The organism is Psychroflexus sp. ALD_RP9, from assembly GCF_017311165.1.
Classification (GTDB): Bacteria; Bacteroidota; Bacteroidia; order Flavobacteriales; family Flavobacteriaceae; genus Psychroflexus.
This window is the reverse complement of the sequence record NZ_CP062973.1, coordinates 2,419,382-2,436,991: the sequence shown is the minus strand read 5'-3', so window position 1 is coordinate 2,436,991 and position 17,610 is coordinate 2,419,382. Positions and strand designations below refer to the sequence as shown.

Genomic DNA, 17,610 nt, shown 5'->3' with positions numbered 1-17,610 from the left:
ATTGATATGATGAATTACGAAAAAGAATACAATAAAAGTAAAGAAAACCCAAACAAATTTTGGTTAGAACAATCACAGAAACTCAATTGGTTAACCGCTCCTAAACAAGCAGTAAAGCAAACTGATGATGGACTTTTTCATTGGTTCCCAGATGGAGAAACAAATATGAGCTACTTATGTATTGATCAACATATTGAAAATGGGTATGGTAACGAGGTAGCTCTAATTTACGATTCAGCTGTACGCCAAAATATTATAAAGTACACTTATAATGATTTAAAAGTTGAAGTCGAAAAGTTAGCAGGTGCTTTAAAGTCTTTAGGTGTTCAAAAAGGTGATACGGTAGTTGTTTATATGCCCATGATTCCACATGCAGTTTTCAGCATGTTGGCCTGTGCAAGAATTGGAGCTATACATTCAGTCGTTTTTGGAGGCTTTGCACCAAATGAGTTAGCCTTAAGAATTGATGATGCTAAACCCAAAGTCTTATTAACAGCAACATCAGGAATAGAGGTTGATCGAATTATTCCTTATAAACCTATGGTTGATGAAGCTTTAAAACTATCTGAGCATCAACCTGAGCATGTTATTATTCATAATAGAAAACTTGGTGCTGAAAACCCAAAACAACCTATTGATCTTGATTATGATGATTTAGTCGAAAAATCTGAACCTGTAAGTTATCAGCCTGTTTCTTCAGATCATCCCTTATATGTTTTATACACGTCAGGCACCACAGGATCTCCAAAAGGAGTTATACGTGACACAGGCGGCTATGCCACAGCATTAAAATATTCGATGCAAGCCATCTATGGTATAAAACCTGGCGAAACTTTCTGGGCAGCTTCTGATGTCGGCTGGGTAGTTGGCCATAGTTATATTGTTTATGCACCATTAATAAATCGCAATTCAACTGTGTTGTTTGAAGGAAAACCTGTAAAAACTCCAGATGCTGGTTCATTTTGGCGTGTTATAGAAGAACATCAAGTTAATGTAATGTTTACGGCACCAACGGCATTCAGAGCGATTAAACGAGAAGATCCAAATGGCGAACTCATCAAAAAATATAATATATCGTCTCTACGCTATCAGTTTTTAGCAGGTGAGCGCTGTGATGAAAATACTTTAAAATGGGCTGAAAAGCATTTAAATATTCCTGTAATAGATCATTGGTGGCAAACTGAATCTGGATGGCCTATTGTTGCTAATTTTATGGGCTATGAAAAACAGAATCAGCCTGTAGGATCAGTCGGTAAGGCCGTTCCTGGTTATAATCTTGAAATTTTAAATAAAAATGGTGAGGAACTTCAACCTGAAGAAGAAGGATACGTAAGCATAAAACTTCCGCTTCCACCTGGATTTATGGCTGGTCTTTGGGGTTCAAAAGAACGTTATCGAGCTGGTTATCTAAATAAATTTCCAGGATATTATTTTTCTGGTGATGGCGGTTTTAAAGATAGTAATAATAATATTTTTATTACTGGTAGAATTGATGACGTCATTAATGTATCAGGACATCGACTTTCAACTGCAGCCCTCGAAGAAGTGGTAGCAAGCCATGACATTGTTGCAGAATGTGCAGTTGTTGGTATCGAAGATAAATTAAAAGGTCAAGTTCCTTTAGCAGTTGTAGTTCCTAAGATTGGTGATGAAAATTATGAGCATTTTAAGCTAGAATCTGAAATTGTTCAAAAAGTTCGCCAACAAGTTGGTGCAGTTGCTTCGCTTAAAAAAGTGGTTGTTGTGAAACGTTTACCAAAGACGAGAAGTGGTAAAATATTACGTAGAACTTTGCGTAAAATTATTGATGGCGAAAGTTACAAAATGCCTTCAACTATTGAAGATCCTATGGTAATTAATGAGATTATCGAAACTTTTCAACTTGAAAAAATTGGTGCTTTTGCAACAGATAAAGACATTATCACTAAATCTCTTCGCGCTTTAACCGATTCTTATTACAACATAGATTCTTTAGCAAAATACATTGATGTTTATCGAATTTCTCAAAATGATCCTGATAATTTCTGGAACACCATAGCAGAACGAAATTTCAAATGGCACAAAAAATGGGATAAAGTCATGTCTTGGGACAAAGAAAATGTTGACATCAAATGGTTTGAAAATGCCAAACTTAACATTACAGAAAACTGCCTAGACCGTCACTTACAGCATAACGCATCTAATAATGCCATAATTTGGGAGCCTAATAACCCAAAAGAAGAAACACAATTTATCACTTATAAAGATTTGCATCAACGGGTTTCAAAAATGGCTAATGTTCTTAAAGACTTAGGTGTTAAAAAAGGTGATCGCGTTTGTGTGTATTTGCCAATGATTCCCGAGTTAACGGTAACTGTTTTAGCATGTGCCCGTATTGGCGCCATTCATTCAGTTGTGTTTGCTGGGTTTTCAGCTTCTGCGCTAGCCTCTAGAATAAATGATTCTAATTGTAAATTATTAGTGACTTCTGATGGATCTTACCGTGGAAATAAAACAATTGACCTTAAAGGAATTTGTGATGAAGCTTTACAATCTTGCCCTTCAATTGAGCACTCTCTTGTGGTTAAACGTACACATGAAAAAGTTACAATGAAGGAAGGTCGTGATTTATGGCTTCATGAGGCCTTAAAACAAGTTGATGATGTTTGTCCTGCCGAAATAATGGATGCTGAAGATCCTCTATTTATATTATACACATCTGGTTCAACAGGAAAACCTAAAGGTATGGTTCATACAACTGCTGGTTATATGGTTTATACAGCCTTTACATTTAAAAACGTGTTTCAATATCAGCCTGGTGATGTTTACTGGTGTACTGCAGATATAGGCTGGATTACAGGTCACAGTTATATTGTTTATGGGCCTTTATTAAACGGTGCTACTTCAGTAATGTTTGAAGGAGTTCCTTCTTATCCAGATTTTGGACGATTCTGGGAAGTAGTCGAAAAGTTAAAAGTTAACCAATTTTATACCGCTCCAACCGCGATTAGAGCTTTAGCAAAACAATCTATCGATTATGTGAATAAATATGACTTAAGTTCGATTAAAGTATTAGGTAGTGTTGGCGAACCTATTAATGAAGAAGCTTGGAATTGGTATAACGATAATATTGGTAAGAAAAAGTCACCTATTGTCGATACTTGGTGGCAAACTGAAACAGGTGGTATTATGGTTTCTCCTATTCCTTTTGTTACACCTACTAAACCAACTTACGCAACTTTACCACTTCCAGGAATTCAGCCATGTTTAATGGATGAAAACAATCAAGAAATTTCAGAAAACTCTGTATCTGGTAGATTGTGTATAAAACGGCCTTGGCCAAGTATAGCGCGTACGGTTTATGGAGACCATCAGCGTTACAAAGACACTTATTTTTCAGCTTACAAAGACATGTACTTTACAGGAGATGGTGCGGTTCGTGATGAAGTTGGCTATTATAGAATTACGGGTCGCGTAGATGATGTTGTGATTGTTTCTGGACATAATTTGGGTACAGCACCGATAGAAGACGCAATAAATGAGCATCCTGCTGTAGCAGAATCTGCTATTGTCGGTTTTCCTCATGATGTAAAAGGAAATGCACTATCTGGTTTCATTATTTTAAAAGAAGAAGGTGAATCGCGAGATCATGATAATGTTCGCAAAGAAATTAATCAGATTATTACAAGTAAAATTGGTCCTATAGCAAAATTAGATCGTATACATTTTGTTTCCGGTTTACCAAAAACCCGCAGTGGAAAAATTATGCGTAGAATTTTAAGAAAAGTATCATCTCATGAAATGAATCAACTTGGTGATACGTCTACTCTTCTTGATCCTTCAATAGTAGATGAAGTTATTGAAGTGGTTAAAAATGAGACAACCTAAAATAAAATCATTAAGTTCATTAAAAAACGGCTTGATTAATCAAGCCGTTTTTTAATTGAAGCTTTTAATTATTTACCTGATGATAATTGTCAGCTTTATTTTAACATAAATCAATACTTTTGTACAACATTTTAATTTGTAATAATTATAATAATGATTTACAAAAAAGCAAAAATTTTAGGCTTAATAATTTTCTTGTTGACTTATGTTTTAATATGGGTTATTGTAAGTCAGTTTACTGATGTTACAGGAATAATTGCTAGTATTGCTGCAGTAGCGAGTTTTATTGCTGCACCAAAAATTCAAAAAATTGATAGTCAGTCACCAAATGACTTTTTAGTAAAATGGCACTTTGGCGAAGATGCTTTTAAGAAGATATACAAGCTTTTATTTAAGACTCCATCTTAAATTGTTGGCTACTGCTCCAAACATCTATTCCATCTGCCGTTTCAAAAATTAAAAATGCCTCTAAATCTGGTTTATTTTTAATAAAAACCTTTCCTTGCTCAAGACCCATTGCCATAATTGCTGTAGCATAAGCATCTGCCTTGGTAGAAGTTTCTGCTAAAACACTTACAGAAATTAAAGTGTGATTGACTGGGTAACCTGTTTTAGGATTAATAATATGACTCCTTTTGACACCAGATTCATCAATAAAATACTTTCGATAACTACCTGAAGTACTCAATGCAAGGTTAGAAACTTCAACAGTAGCTAAAAAGCGTTTTAAATCCTGATTTTCGTCATATAGAGGATTTTCAATACCAATTAACCAGGGTTTTTGCTTACTACTTTCTCCTCTAGCTTGTAATTCTCCACCAATTTCAACTTTAAAGTCGCTTATATTTTTAGAGGCTAAAAAGTTTGAAATTTCGTCAATAGCAAAGCCTTCGCCCATAGCTGTAAAATTAATAACAGCATTATTCTTTAAACTTATGGTATCTCCTATTATTTGGTAGCTTTCAGAAAATCCAACACGTTGCATGGCAAGTTCAATTTTGAGCGAATCGACATTTGGAGTTGTATTTTTTCCAAAGCCCCACAACTCAATAACAGGTGAGATTGTTGGATCAAAATAGGCATTCGTAACTTCATATAAATCCTTCGCTTTATTAAAGTGAGCTTTTAAAATCTTTGAGGAATTTGGTATAATACGTTTATTGTTGAGCACATTTATTTCGGAATTTGAAATATAGGCACTTGCTGCTTGATCGATACTATTAAAAATTGAGTCAATTTGGGTTTTGTAAGATATAGGTGACTTATAAATTATTGAAAAATAGGTGCCATAAACTTGACCTTCATAAACTAAAAAATTTTTGATTGAAGTGTTTGTGTTAGCTTCATTTCCAGTTGAAGCCATTCGAAATATCACAAATGCAATAATTATAACAATTGCCCCTAAAAACGCATAACCAATATATTTAGATTTCATCAAATAATTTTTGCTAAGTTAGCAAGAAAAATCTTTAACTTTAGGAATTAATTTCTAACAATTAAAAAATATTATGGGACTTTTTTCATCGCTTTTAGGAAATGCTGGCACCGTAAATCCAGAGCAATTAGCTAATGATTACGCCGATTTATTAATTGAAAATGAACAAGTAGATATTGGCTTCAAATTGGTAAGAGATACTTTAATTTTCACAAATAAACGCTTGATTTTTGTGAATATTCAGGGATTAACAGGTAAAAAAAGAGAGTACTTATCTATTGCTTATAAAAGCATTTCTCGTTTCTCTATAGAAACAGCAGGTACTTTTGATCTAGAAGCCGAATTAAAAATTTATATTTCAAGTGAATCAACTCCTAGTATTATTCAAAATTTTAATAAAAAAGTTAATGTTTATGATGTTCAAAAAGTATTGGCGCAGTATGTTTTATAAGTCACTTATAGTTTTATGTTGTTCAGTAACTTCAGTTTTTGCACAATCACCATCTCAACTAATTAAAGCAACCTTAGAGCAATTTCCTGCAGAAACGCAAATCTCAGTTGCATATACTTCAAATGGTGAAGATGTTTTTAAAGGTTTTAAAAACACTCAATATAGTGTTGTTTCAGAAGAAAATTCAACACAATTATTTCAAATTGGCTCAATTTCTAAAGTTTTTACATCTATTATTTTAGCTGATTTACATCTAAATAATAAAGTAGATCTTAATCAAGACATAAGTAAACTTGCTATTTTTGATACTTTGTTTAATCAGCCAATTACTTTGAAGTCACTGGCAAATCATACCTCTGGATTACCAAGACTTCCAAGCAATTTTGCAGAAAGTGCATTTAAAAATCAAAGCAATCCTTACTTAAACTACAGAGATAAAGAATTGCTTACTTACTTAAAAAAAGACCTAAAATTAGGTGATCCTTCTTATCAATATTCAAATTTAGGAACTGGCTTATTAGGTTTTTCTCTTGAGTTTTTAACTAAACAGTCTTACGAAGATTTACTACAAACCCATGTGATTAAACCTTTAGGTATGTTAAACACCACAAGCAATCCTAAAAGTATGAACAATGTTATTAAAGGCCTTGATGCTAAAGGTGAGCTTACCTCCTACTGGACTTTTGATGCTTTAAAAGGTGTCGGAGATATTTTTTCATCAGCTCAAGATATGTTGATTTTCTCTAAAAAAATTATCGATAAATCTAATGCAGCTTTAAATTTAACTTTAAAACAAACACATCAAATTAATGAAAGACAATTAGTTGGGCTTGGATGGAATATTTTAAAAACCAAAGCTGGTTTTACTTGGTATTGGCATAATGGAGCTGTTGGAGGTTTTACATCTACAATTGTTGTTAATCCTGATACTAACAAAGCAGTTGTTGTGTTGTCTAATGTATCGGCGTACCATCCAGATATGCAAAAGATAGATAAGTTATGCTTTGATATTATGATCAATTTAGAAAAAAGCTAACAAGTGTTAGTTTATGATATTTGTCATAGTTTACATTTTAGACTGAATTTATTTTTGCTTCATAATTCAAAATATAAACTCATGAAAAAAGTAGTAGTTGCGGTTTTTACTGCATTGTTAATTAGTCCATTTTTTGCCTCAGCACAAGAAGACAATTCAGAAGAATTTTCAAAATGGCAAGTCCGTTTACGTGCAATCAACATTATGCCAAACGAAAGCGCTAATATTGGTGTTATAGGTGGCGATGTTGATATCTCTAATGCATTTGTACCTGAGCTAGATTTTACTTACTTTATTAATAAAAAGTTTGCCTTAGAATTAATTTTAGGAACTGCAAAGCATGATGTTAATACGGTAGGCTCTGATATTTCAGCTGTTGGTGGTAGTACTAATGCTAATGTTGACCTAGGTGATGTATGGTTGCTTCCTCCTACTTTAACTTTTCAATATCACCACGAGTTATTTAAAAACTTTAAGCCTTATGTTGGTGCTGGTATAAATTATACTATTTTCTATAATGAAGATGCTGGTGGTGTTGCTAAAGGAATTAGCTACGATAATAGCTTCGGTATTGCTACACAAATTGGTTTCGATTATATGATTAATGAAAAGTTTTTCTTAAACGCAGATTTTAAATACATCTTCTTAAGTACTGATGTTACAGTAGATGCCGATAATATGTTACCAGGCTTATCAATTCCCGCGGAAGTTGATATAAATCCTGCAATCGCTGGTTTTGGTATTGGTATGAAATTCTAAAGTTAGTTTTCTAATGGTACTGAAAAGTCAAATGTTATAAAGCATTTGACTTTTTTTATGCCCTTTTGTCTCCTTTTTCAGTTATGTATATGTCAATTTGTCGTATTTAACGTTAGGTATAACTTTTGACAAATAAAAAACAAACAAGAATACCCAAAACTATGAATTTCAATAATTTCACAATAAAGTCTCAAGAAGCAATTCAACAAGCTCAGTTAATTGCTCAAGAGCATAAACATCAGCAAATTGAAAACGAACATTTGTTTAAAGCAATTATGCTGGTTGATGAAAACGTAACACCATTTATTTTAAAGAAATTAAATGTTAATACTAATTTATTTACACAAATTTTAGATAAAACTATTAGCAGTTTCGCAAAAGTTGAAGGTGGTGATTTAGTACTTTCTAGAGATGCTGGAAAAGCGGTTAATGAAGCAACAATTATAGCTAAAAATCGTCAAGATGATTATGTTTCTATAGAACATCTCATTTTAGCAATTTTTAAAACTAAATCTAAGGTAAGTCAGATCCTTAAAGATCAAGGTGTTACTGAAAAAGGCCTAGAGTCAGCAATTAATGAATTAAGAAAAGGAGAAAAAGTATCTTCAAAAAGCGCAGAAGATAATTATAACTCTCTAGATAAATATGCTCGAAATTTAAATCAACTTGCTGAAGATGGTAAGCTTGATCCTGTTATTGGTCGTGATGAAGAAATTAGACGTATTTTACAAATCTTATCACGTAGAACCAAAAACAACCCTATGTTGGTCGGTGAACCTGGAACAGGTAAAACCGCTATAGCTGAAGGTCTTGCACATCGTATCATTGCAGGTGATGTGCCTGAAAATCTAAAGTCAAAAAAAATATACAGCTTAGATATGGGCGCCTTAATCGCTGGTGCGAAATACAAAGGTGAGTTTGAAGAGCGATTAAAATCAGTGATAAAAGAAGTAACTTCAAGCGATGGCGACATTGTTTTATTTATCGATGAAATTCACACTCTTGTAGGTGCTGGTGGTGGCGAAGGAGCTATGGATGCGGCAAATATTTTAAAACCAGCTTTAGCAAGAGGCGAATTGCGCGCCATAGGTGCAACAACACTTGACGAATTTCAAAAATACTTCGAAAAAGATAAAGCACTTGAGCGTCGTTTTCAAAAAGTAGCAGTTAATGAGCCTGATACTGAAAGTGCCATTTCAATTTTACGTGGAATCAAAGAAAAGTACGAAACTCACCATAAAGTTCGGATAAAAGATGAAGCCATCATTGCAGCAGTTGAATTATCACAGCGCTATATTACTAACCGTTTTTTACCGGATAAAGCAATTGACTTAATGGATGAATCGGCTTCAAAATTACGGATGGAAATTAATTCAAAACCAGAAGAATTAGATGTCCTAGATCGAAAAATTATGCAGTTAGAAATTGAAATTGAAGCCATTAAGCGTGAAAAGGATGAATCTAAACTAAAAATTCTAAGAGCCGATTTAGCTGATTTAAAAGATGAGCGAAATACATTAAATGCTAAATGGAAAAATGAAAAAGATATAGTCGATCAAATTCAGCAATGTAAAACAGATTTAGAAAATTTTAAGCTAGAAGCAGAACGTGCCGAGCGAGAAGGTGATTATGGAAAAGTAGCTGAGTTAAGATATGGAAAAATTAAAGACGCTCAAGCCAAACTTGAAAAATTACAAGCTCAAGTTGAAGACCAAAAGTCTGAGCAGTCTTTAATTAAGGAAGAAGTAGATTATGAAGATATCGCTGAAGTAGTAGCAAAATGGACAGGAATTCCAGTGACTAAAATGCTGCAAACTGAACGTGAAAAACTTCTAAAACTTGAAGATGAGCTCCATAGACGAGTAATTGGTCAAGATGAGGCAATTCAGGCAGTATCAGATGCTGTTAGAAGAAGTCGTGCAGGATTACAAGACCAAAATAAACCCATAGGATCATTTTTATTCTTAGGAACAACTGGTGTTGGTAAAACTGAATTAGCTAAAGCTCTGGCTGAATATTTATTTGATGATGAACAAGCAATGACTAGAATCGATATGAGTGAGTATCAAGAACGACATTCAGTTTCGCGCTTAGTTGGAGCTCCTCCTGGATATGTTGGTTATGATGAAGGTGGCCAGTTAACTGAAGCTGTTAGACGCAAACCTTATTCTGTAGTTTTACTTGATGAAATTGAAAAGGCACATCCTGATACCTTTAACATTTTACTTCAAGTTCTTGATGAAGGACGACTGACAGATAATAAAGGTCGTGTAGCTGATTTTAAGAATACAATTATAGTGATGACTTCAAATATCGGTAGCCATATTATTCAAGAAAAATTTGAAGCCAACCCTGATGTTCATTCAGCTATGGAAGCAGCAAAAGTTGATGTTTTAGGCTTATTAAAACAAAGCGTTAGACCTGAATTTATAAATCGTATAGATGATATTGTCATGTTTACGCCACTTTCACAAGCAGATATAAAAGCGATTGTGAGACTTCAACTCAACTTAATGAAGAAAATGCTAAATAAACAAAGCATTACTATCGATGCGACTGAAGAAGCAATAGCATATTTATCAAAAGCTGGATTTGATCCTCAATATGGTGCAAGACCAGTAAAACGAACAATTCAAAAAGAAGTTCTCAATAAATTGTCTAAAGAAATATTAGCACAAAATGTAACTACAGATAGTATTATATTATTAGATGAGTTTAATAACGAACTAGTATTTAGAAATCAAACTGAAGTCAGTGCTTAATATATTTAATGCAAAAAGCCCGATAAATATCGGGCTTTTTTTTGCAACTATTTTTTTGATGGATAATTATCATCCCAATTTTTAACTTTGGGATCGTGTAATTTATCTTGCGATTTTGCTACCATCATAGATACTGCTGCATCTCCTGTTACATTAACTGAAGTTCTAACCATATCTAATGGCCTATCTACTGCAAAAATTAAAGCTAGACCAGCCTCAGGGATACCAGCTTGACCTAAAACAATAACTAACATGACCATTCCTGCGCCAGGAACTGCCGCCGAACCTATAGAGGCTAATGTTGCAGTAACAATAATACCTAGTTGAGTGGCGAAATCTAAGTCCATTCCGAAAGCCTGAGCAATAAAAACAGCAGCTACAGCTTGGTATAAACTTGTACCATCCATATTTATTGTAGCACCAATTGGCAAGACAAAACTTGAAACTTGTCGGTCTACACCTAAATGTTCTTCAACGCGCTCCATGGTAACAGGTAAAGTAGCAGCACTTGAGCTTGTTGATAATGCTAAGAGTTGTGCTGGTGAGATTCCGTTAATAAAAAATCCTGGTGTTTTTTTGGTAAATAGCCAAACAATTAAAGTGTAAGCGCCTATCATTAGTATTAAACCTAAAACCACACAAAAAGCATAAAACAACAAAGCCATAAATAAATCGGCACTTGGAGCTTCAACTACTAAAGCTGCTAATAACGCAAAGACGCCATAAGGTGCAAAAAGCATAATTAAATCAATCATTTTCAAAATAACTTCATTAAGTGCATCAAAAAAATCTTTGACGGGTTGCGCTTGTTTTTCTGGTATCAATATCATACCAATTCCAAAAAAGATGGCAAAGAATATAACCTGTAACATATTGCCATTATTTGAAGCTGCACCAAAAATATTGTCTGGCACTAAGTCTTCTAAAGCTTGAAGTGGTCCAGCCTCTTTTTGCTTTTCAGCGTCTTTTTGTCTAAGTTCTGCATCACCACCATAGCTTTCGATTAATTCTTCTCTTGTGTCTTGATCGATACTTTTACCTGGCTGAAAGATGTTTACAATAGCTAGACCTATAGAAACCGCAATAACAGTTGTAGTAATATAAGTTAAAATTGTCCTTAAACCCATTTTGGATAAGCTGGAAATATCTTTTAAGTCTGAGACTCCTTTTATGAGTGATGCTAATATTAATGGAACAGCAATTAATTTAAGTGCATTAATAAATATACTCCCGAAAGGCTTTATCCAGTCGGTTATAAATTGGCTTCCCCAATCAAAATTTGTAAAAATAAGAGCAAATACAACTCCGAAAACCATACCAAGTAGTATTTGCCAATGAAGCGCTAATTTTTTCATAGTGTTATCTATTTATTTTGTTGATTAGAAAAGCGTCTGCAAGAACAAGTGCGGCCATAGCTTCAACAATTGGAATTGCTCTAGGAACAACACATGGGTCATGCCGACCTTTACCTTCAACTGTTACTTGTTTATTTGATTGATCGATGCTAGATTGAGCTTTCATTAATGTTGCTACAGGTTTAAATGCTACCGTAAACTCGATAGGCATTCCATTACTAATTCCGCCTTGAATACCGCCGCTAAAATTAGTTTTTGTTTGCTGATTACTCAATATTTCATCATTATGTTGAGACCCTTTTAAAGTTGTCCCTGAAAAACCTGAGCCATATTCAAAGCCTTTTACTGCATTTATAGTCATCATTGCCTTAGCTAAATTAGCATGTAATTTTTCAAAAATAGGGTCACCTAACCCAATTGGCACGTTATTAATAATGCACTTGACTTGACCACCAATAGTATCTCCTTCTTTTCGAATTTGCTTAATGTAGGTTTCCATTTGTTGGGCAAGTTTAGCATTTGGGCAACGTACCGGATTTTTTTCAATTTGGCTCATATCAATTTTATACTCATCATTTATTGATAACTCACCAACTGAAAATGTATAGGCAGAAATTTCTATTTCAGGTATTATTTGCTTTGCAATGGCACCAGCAACAACCCAATTGGCTGTTTCGCGAGCACTAGAACGACCACCACCTCGATAATCGCGTTCGCCATATTTTTTTGTGTATGTAAAATCGGCATGACTAGGCCTATAGATATCTTTGATATGGCCGTAATCTTTTGACTTTTGATCTGCATTTTTAATTTCGAAACCAATAGGCATTCCAGTAGTTTTTCCTTCAAAAACTCCAGATTTAAAATGTACTACATCAGACTCTTTTCGCTGCGTAACGATTGACGATTGACCAGGTTTCCGACGATCTAGCTCAAGTTGAATAGCTTCAAAATCTAGTTGAATTCCTGCTGGAACACCGTCGATAATACCACCAATAGACACTCCATGAGACTCACCAAAACTTGTAAGTTGTAATTGTTTGCCAAATGTATTACTCGCCATATACTGTTTTCAGCAAATGTAATTGATTTCAATAAATTACTAAAGTTTAAGTAGGTAATCCTGGCTTAACATTTATACATTAAACTAAACGATTTCATAACAGCTATTTATATTATTCATAACTCAAAAAATAAGTTTTCAATCATTAAAATCATTTCATTTGAGTGTATCAAAAAACCTATAATTTGTCTAAACGTAAACTTGAATTAGTTGTCTTATCTGATATTCATTTAGGAACTTATGGCTGCCATGCTAAAGAATTACTAAATTATCTTGAATCTATAGAGCCTAAAATTTTAGTTTTAAATGGTGATATTATTGATATTTGGCAATTTAGAAAACAATATTTTCCTAAATCTCATTTAAATGTCATTAAAAAAATCATTGATTTATCTGCAAATGGTACTGAAGTTTATTATATCACAGGAAATCATGATGAGTTATTGAGAAAATTTTCAGAATTTACAATGGGTAATTTAAAACTGGTAGATAAACTTATCTTAAACCTTGATGGCAAAAAAGCTTGGTTTTTTCATGGAGATGTGTTTGATGTTTCTATTCAAAATGCAAAATTTTTAGCTAAACTTGGTGGTTATGGTTACGATTTGCTGATTCTGTTAAATCGCTTGCTCAATTTTATCTTAAAAATTTTAGGGCGTGAAAAATATTCACTTTCAAAAAAGATTAAAAATAGTGTAAAAAAAGCAATTAAGTACATTAATGATTTTGAAAAAGTAGCTGCAGAATTAGCAATTGATAAGGGTTTTAACTACGTTATTTGCGGCCATATTCATCAGCCAAAAATTAAAAGAAAAGTCAATGAAAAAGGGACTTGCCTATATCTAAATTCTGGTGATTGGATAGAAAATCTCACAGCATTAGAATATAATTATAGTCGCTGGCATTTAGTCTATTATCAAAATCTAAGTTTAGAATCTGTTGAAGTAAAAGAACCAAAAATTGATGTTTTAGCTGCTGTAACTTTCGCCAGTAAATAATTTTAGCTATTTTAGTTTAAAATAATCTAAAATATGCGTAAATTATTACTTTTATTATTGGCAACTACCCTATTCTATTCTTGTGAGTCTGACGATGAAAACTCAATTCAAGCAAATAATTATTTTGACCTTAATGTTGGAAATTCATGGACTTATAACAATACTATAACTCAAGATGACAATTCAAACTCAGGAACAGAAACCCTAGAAGTTAGTGGAGTTGAAACAATTAACAATCAAGATCATTTTTCATTTACGCAAACCAATGTTGAACAACCTGGGTTAGTAACTTCAATTTTAACTTCAGGTGAATTATATAAAACAAATGATAATGCTCAACTTGTTTTTACAGGTAATTACAATTTTGAAGCCACACCAGAATTACCTTCCTTAAATTTTGAACTCAATAATGCTACAATATATAATCAATCTGCTCAAGTTGGTGCATCAGTCTACAATCAGTCAAACACGATTACTCACGAAATTCAAGGTGTTCCAGTTAATATAAATTACAGCATTAACATCATTAATGGTGGAAACATTGGTGATCTTAGCGTTAATAATGAAACTTATCAAAATGTATATCAAAGTGAAATTATTATAAGCGCTAATATTGAAGCTGATTTAGGTTTAATTGATGTTACCGTTTTGCAACAGCAAGATGTAGTTACAGCTACCAATTATTTTGCACCAAACATAGGCTTAATCAGAAGTGATGTTATTACTGAACTAATATTTGAAGATTTGCCTCAAATAAGCTTACCCGATATTTCAAGTACATCTTCTCAAGAATTAATTGACTTTAGCTTAACAATCGATTAAAGCTTCGTATAAAACACTTACAGGATGCTTTGCAGATCGTTGTAAAGCATCTTTTATTTGATGACGACAACTTGTCCCATTAGCAACAATTATCGTCTCTTTCGGTGTTTTACGAATACTTGGAAATAAAAACAACTCACCTATAGATTGACTAGTTTCATAGTGTTCTTTTTCGTATCCAAAACTTCCAGCCATGCCGCAACAGCCAGACGTAATAAGTGTTGGATGATAATTTTCGGGAATGTTAAGTACATCAAAGGTAAACTTTGAATTTGAAAGCGCTTTTTGATGGCAATGCGTGTGAATTTTAAGCCTCACTGAATCTGAAGTAAATTGTGATGAACTGATGTTACCAAGCTTAAATTCATTAGCTAAAAACTCTTCGATTAAATAAGTATGTTGAGCTAACTCAGTTGAAGCTTGATCATGATTATTTAACCTTAAATATTCATCCCTAAAGCTAAGTATAGCCGATGGCTCTATTCCTAATAAAGGCGTTTCAGCTGAAATAAGTTCACTTAAAAACTTTACATTATCAGAAGCTATCTTTTTAGCTCGTTTTAAAAATCCTTTTGAAATTAAAGCGCGACCACTTTCAATATTTTGAATAAGCTTGACATTATAGTTTAATTTGCTCAGTAAGTTTATGGCATCTTTACCAATTGAAGCATCTAAAAAATTAGTAAATTCATCTACAAAAAAATAAACGGTTTTTTGTGGTGTTTTTGCTGATGTTAATTGACTAAAATTGTTTTTGATATGTTTTTGAAGCGATTGTTTAGATAAATTAGGTAAACTCCTTTGGTTATGTATTTTAGAAATATGCTTTAATATTGATAAAGAATATTTATTGTTGACAATAAAGTTGTAAAATTTAGGTGGTAAATATTTATAAAATAGCAATAAATTCGCGAGCAAATAATCTGCTAAGGGTCGGCTATTATTTTGATAATAATGCTGCAAAAACTCAGCCTTAAAACTAGCGACATCAACATTACTAGGACATTCTTTTTTACAAGCTTTGCATGATATGCATAAATCAAACACTTGCTTAAGTTCAGTTTGATTAAATGCATTTTTAGGATTTTTTGGGTGAGTTAAAAACTCTCTTAGAGCATTAGCACGAGCTCTTGTAGTGTCTTTCTCATTAGTTGTTGCTTGATAGCTTGGACACATTGCTTGGTTAGCCTGCGTACTCACTCGGCAATCACCACTTCCATTACAGTTTTCGGCGGCTTTTAAAATACCACCTTCAGGCGAAAAATCTAAAATTGTATCAAGGTCTGGTTCAACACGACCTGCTTCATATCTTAGGTTTTTATCAATAGGCTTTGGGTTTATAATTTTACCTGGATTAAAAATTTGTTCTGAATCAAAAATATTTTTTACACTTTTTAGCGCTTCATAACATTTACTACCAACTAATAATTCAATAAAATTAGACCTAACAATTCCATCGCCATGTTCACCACTAAAAGAACCCTTATAAGACTTAACTAAATGTGCTACTTCAGCTGTAATCGCCTTAAAGTCAGCTACGCCTTGAGTTGTTTTCAAATTTAGTCTTGGACGTAAATGTAGTTCACCGGCACCTGCATGAGCGTAATAAACAGCCGATTGTTTAAATTTTCTCATGATTAACTCAAAGTCTGTCATGTATTGAGAAAAATCATCTAAAGTAACCGCAGTATCTTCAATACAAGCCACTGCTTTTGTATCTTTTGAAATGTTAGCTAATAAACCTAGACCTGCTTTTCTTAATTCAAGTACCTTAAAGATAGCTTCTGCATGAACAACACTATCAAAATAAGAATTAGTTTCAGTTTTTAAAACTCTTTGTAATTTAAGTTTTAAATCTTTTAAACTTTCTTTAGTGTTAGAGCGAAGCTCAAGCATTAAAATGGCTTGAGGATCACCATTTAAGAAAAAACGATAGTCTTTATATTTTAAGCTAGATTTTGTACAATCAAGAATAGTTTTATCCATCATCTCGCAGGTAAATAATGGTAGTTGCATAACAGGTTTAACCGCATTTAAACAATCAGTTATTGTTTGAAAATGCGCTACAACCATCACCGAATGTTCAGGTGGAAGTGCATCTAGATTTAATGTAATAGACTCAACAAATGCAAGAGTTCCTTCGCTACCGCAAATAAGCTTAGCTAAATTAAATTGTTGATTAGATTCTGAATAAAGTTCAGATTCTAGCAATGCATCTAGTGCATAACCTGTATTTCTTCTATGAATTTCAGGTTTTGGGAAATCATTTTTAACTGCCTTCTGCAGACTTTTATCGCTTAAAAGTTCATGCATTTTACGATATAAATCACCTTCACGTGAATTTAATTTCAACTTTTCCTGAAACTGATTTTTGGTCAGTGGTTGTAATTGAATACGACTACCATCATCTAAAATACAACTTAAAGATTCAACTTTATCTCTTGTAACACCGTACTTTATTGAAGTTGTACCACTAGAATTGTTACCTATCATTCCACCAATCATGCAACGGTTAGAGGTTGAAGTATTTGGTCCAAATTGTAAATTATAAGGTCTTAAAAAAGCATTCAAGTCATCTCGAATAACGCCAGGTTGAACGGTAACTGTTTTTCTCTTTTCGTTAAAATTAGAGATTTTGGTAAAATATTTACTTACATCAACTAAAATTCCATTTCCAACGCATTGTCCAGCCAATGAAGTTCCAGCTGTTCTAAAAATCAAATTTGTGCACTTAGCTTTAGCAAATTTTATTAGCTTAATTACATCACTAGAGTCTTTAGGGTAAGCTATCGCTTGAGGAATTTCGCGATAAACCGATGCATCTGTAGCGTACAAGTGCTTGTGTAATCGGTCTGAAAAGATTTGACCTTTAAGCTTAAGTTCTGAAAATGAAGAAGAGTCTATCAAGCTATTATTTTTATCAAATATATTCAAATTTAAAGGTTTAATTTAGTCTAAAAGCTTATATTTATGGTATGAATGATTATTGAAATACTTTGTTTTGAACTGATGAATATCATAGATCATCAAAGTTGTTTTAATTAAATTTGAATAATGTTAAT

Annotated in this window: 12 protein-coding genes and 1 pseudogene; 9 read left to right on the top strand and 4 right to left on the bottom strand. The window is 33.1% G+C overall.

Annotated features, from left to right (window positions below; translation table 11 throughout):
- Window positions 1–6: 6 nt before the first annotated feature.
- The 3 genes and pseudogenes from IMZ30_RS12060 to IMZ30_RS11415 all read left to right on the top strand — a co-directional run.
- Window positions 7–1,764: pseudogene (locus tag IMZ30_RS12060) on the top strand (AMP-binding protein); the annotation flags it as partial.
- A gap of 156 nt (window positions 1,765–1,920) precedes the next feature.
- Entirely contained in the window at window positions 1,921–3,867 is a 1,947-nt protein-coding gene (gene acs, locus IMZ30_RS12055) for an acetate--CoA ligase (protein WP_410524000.1), read from the top strand.
- Between the two features lie 153 nt (window positions 3,868–4,020).
- On the top strand, window positions 4,021–4,275 hold the full coding sequence (locus tag IMZ30_RS11415; protein ID WP_207038423.1) for a hypothetical protein: 255 nt from the start codon (window positions 4,021–4,023) through the stop codon (window positions 4,273–4,275).
- Here the strand turns inward: IMZ30_RS11415 and IMZ30_RS11410 are convergent.
- Window positions 4,259–5,302 (bottom strand): FAD:protein FMN transferase, encoded by a 1,044-nt coding sequence (locus tag IMZ30_RS11410; RefSeq protein WP_207038422.1) that lies wholly within the window; start codon window positions 5,300–5,302, stop codon window positions 4,259–4,261. The genes IMZ30_RS11415 and IMZ30_RS11410 overlap by 17 nt on opposite strands.
- Before the next feature lie 73 nt (window positions 5,303–5,375).
- Between IMZ30_RS11410 and IMZ30_RS11405 the strand changes: the two genes are divergently transcribed.
- The 4 genes from IMZ30_RS11405 to clpB all read left to right on the top strand — a co-directional run bounded on the left by IMZ30_RS11405 (window position 5,376) and on the right by clpB (window position 10,310).
- Window positions 5,376–5,753, top strand: a complete 378-nt coding sequence (locus IMZ30_RS11405) for a PH domain-containing protein (protein ID WP_207038421.1) — start codon at window positions 5,376–5,378, stop codon at window positions 5,751–5,753.
- Complete coding sequence (locus IMZ30_RS11400; RefSeq protein ID WP_207038420.1) at window positions 5,743–6,789, top strand: serine hydrolase domain-containing protein; 1,047 nt, start codon at window positions 5,743–5,745, stop codon at window positions 6,787–6,789. Before IMZ30_RS11405 ends, IMZ30_RS11400 begins: the two co-directional genes overlap by 11 nt.
- An 81-nt stretch (window positions 6,790–6,870) precedes the next feature.
- Complete coding sequence (locus IMZ30_RS11395; protein ID WP_207038419.1) at window positions 6,871–7,548, top strand: OmpW/AlkL family protein; 678 nt, start codon at window positions 6,871–6,873, stop codon at window positions 7,546–7,548.
- 161 nt (window positions 7,549–7,709) lie between these two features.
- Complete coding sequence (clpB, locus tag IMZ30_RS11390; RefSeq protein ID WP_207038418.1) at window positions 7,710–10,310, top strand: ATP-dependent chaperone ClpB; 2,601 nt, start codon at window positions 7,710–7,712, stop codon at window positions 10,308–10,310.
- A 47-nt stretch (window positions 10,311–10,357) separates the two neighbouring features.
- Here the strand turns inward: clpB and IMZ30_RS11385 are convergent, their stop codons facing one another.
- Together IMZ30_RS11385 and aroC are read right to left on the bottom strand one after the other, a co-directional pair.
- The gene (locus tag IMZ30_RS11385) at window positions 10,358–11,665 is read right to left on the bottom strand and encodes a dicarboxylate/amino acid:cation symporter (protein WP_207038417.1); all 1,308 of its coding nucleotides are present in this window, start codon (window positions 11,663–11,665) and stop codon (window positions 10,358–10,360) included.
- A gap of 4 nt (window positions 11,666–11,669) precedes the next feature.
- Window positions 11,670–12,728 (bottom strand): chorismate synthase, encoded by a 1,059-nt coding sequence (gene aroC, locus IMZ30_RS11380; RefSeq protein WP_207038416.1) that lies wholly within the window; start codon window positions 12,726–12,728, stop codon window positions 11,670–11,672.
- A gap of 185 nt (window positions 12,729–12,913) precedes the next feature.
- Between aroC and IMZ30_RS11375 the strand changes: the two genes are divergently transcribed.
- Window positions 12,914–13,726, top strand: a complete 813-nt coding sequence (locus tag IMZ30_RS11375; RefSeq protein WP_207038415.1) for a UDP-2,3-diacylglucosamine diphosphatase — start codon at window positions 12,914–12,916, stop codon at window positions 13,724–13,726.
- A 33-nt stretch (window positions 13,727–13,759) separates the two neighbouring features.
- Complete coding sequence (locus IMZ30_RS11370) at window positions 13,760–14,548, top strand: hypothetical protein (RefSeq protein ID WP_207038414.1); 789 nt, start codon at window positions 13,760–13,762, stop codon at window positions 14,546–14,548.
- Here the strand turns inward: IMZ30_RS11370 and IMZ30_RS11365 are convergent.
- Complete coding sequence (locus IMZ30_RS11365) at window positions 14,534–17,482, bottom strand: FAD-binding and (Fe-S)-binding domain-containing protein (RefSeq protein WP_207038413.1); 2,949 nt, start codon at window positions 17,480–17,482, stop codon at window positions 14,534–14,536. The two genes, IMZ30_RS11370 and IMZ30_RS11365, sit on opposite strands and share 15 nt — an antisense overlap.
- Window positions 17,483–17,610: the final 128 nt, after the last annotated feature.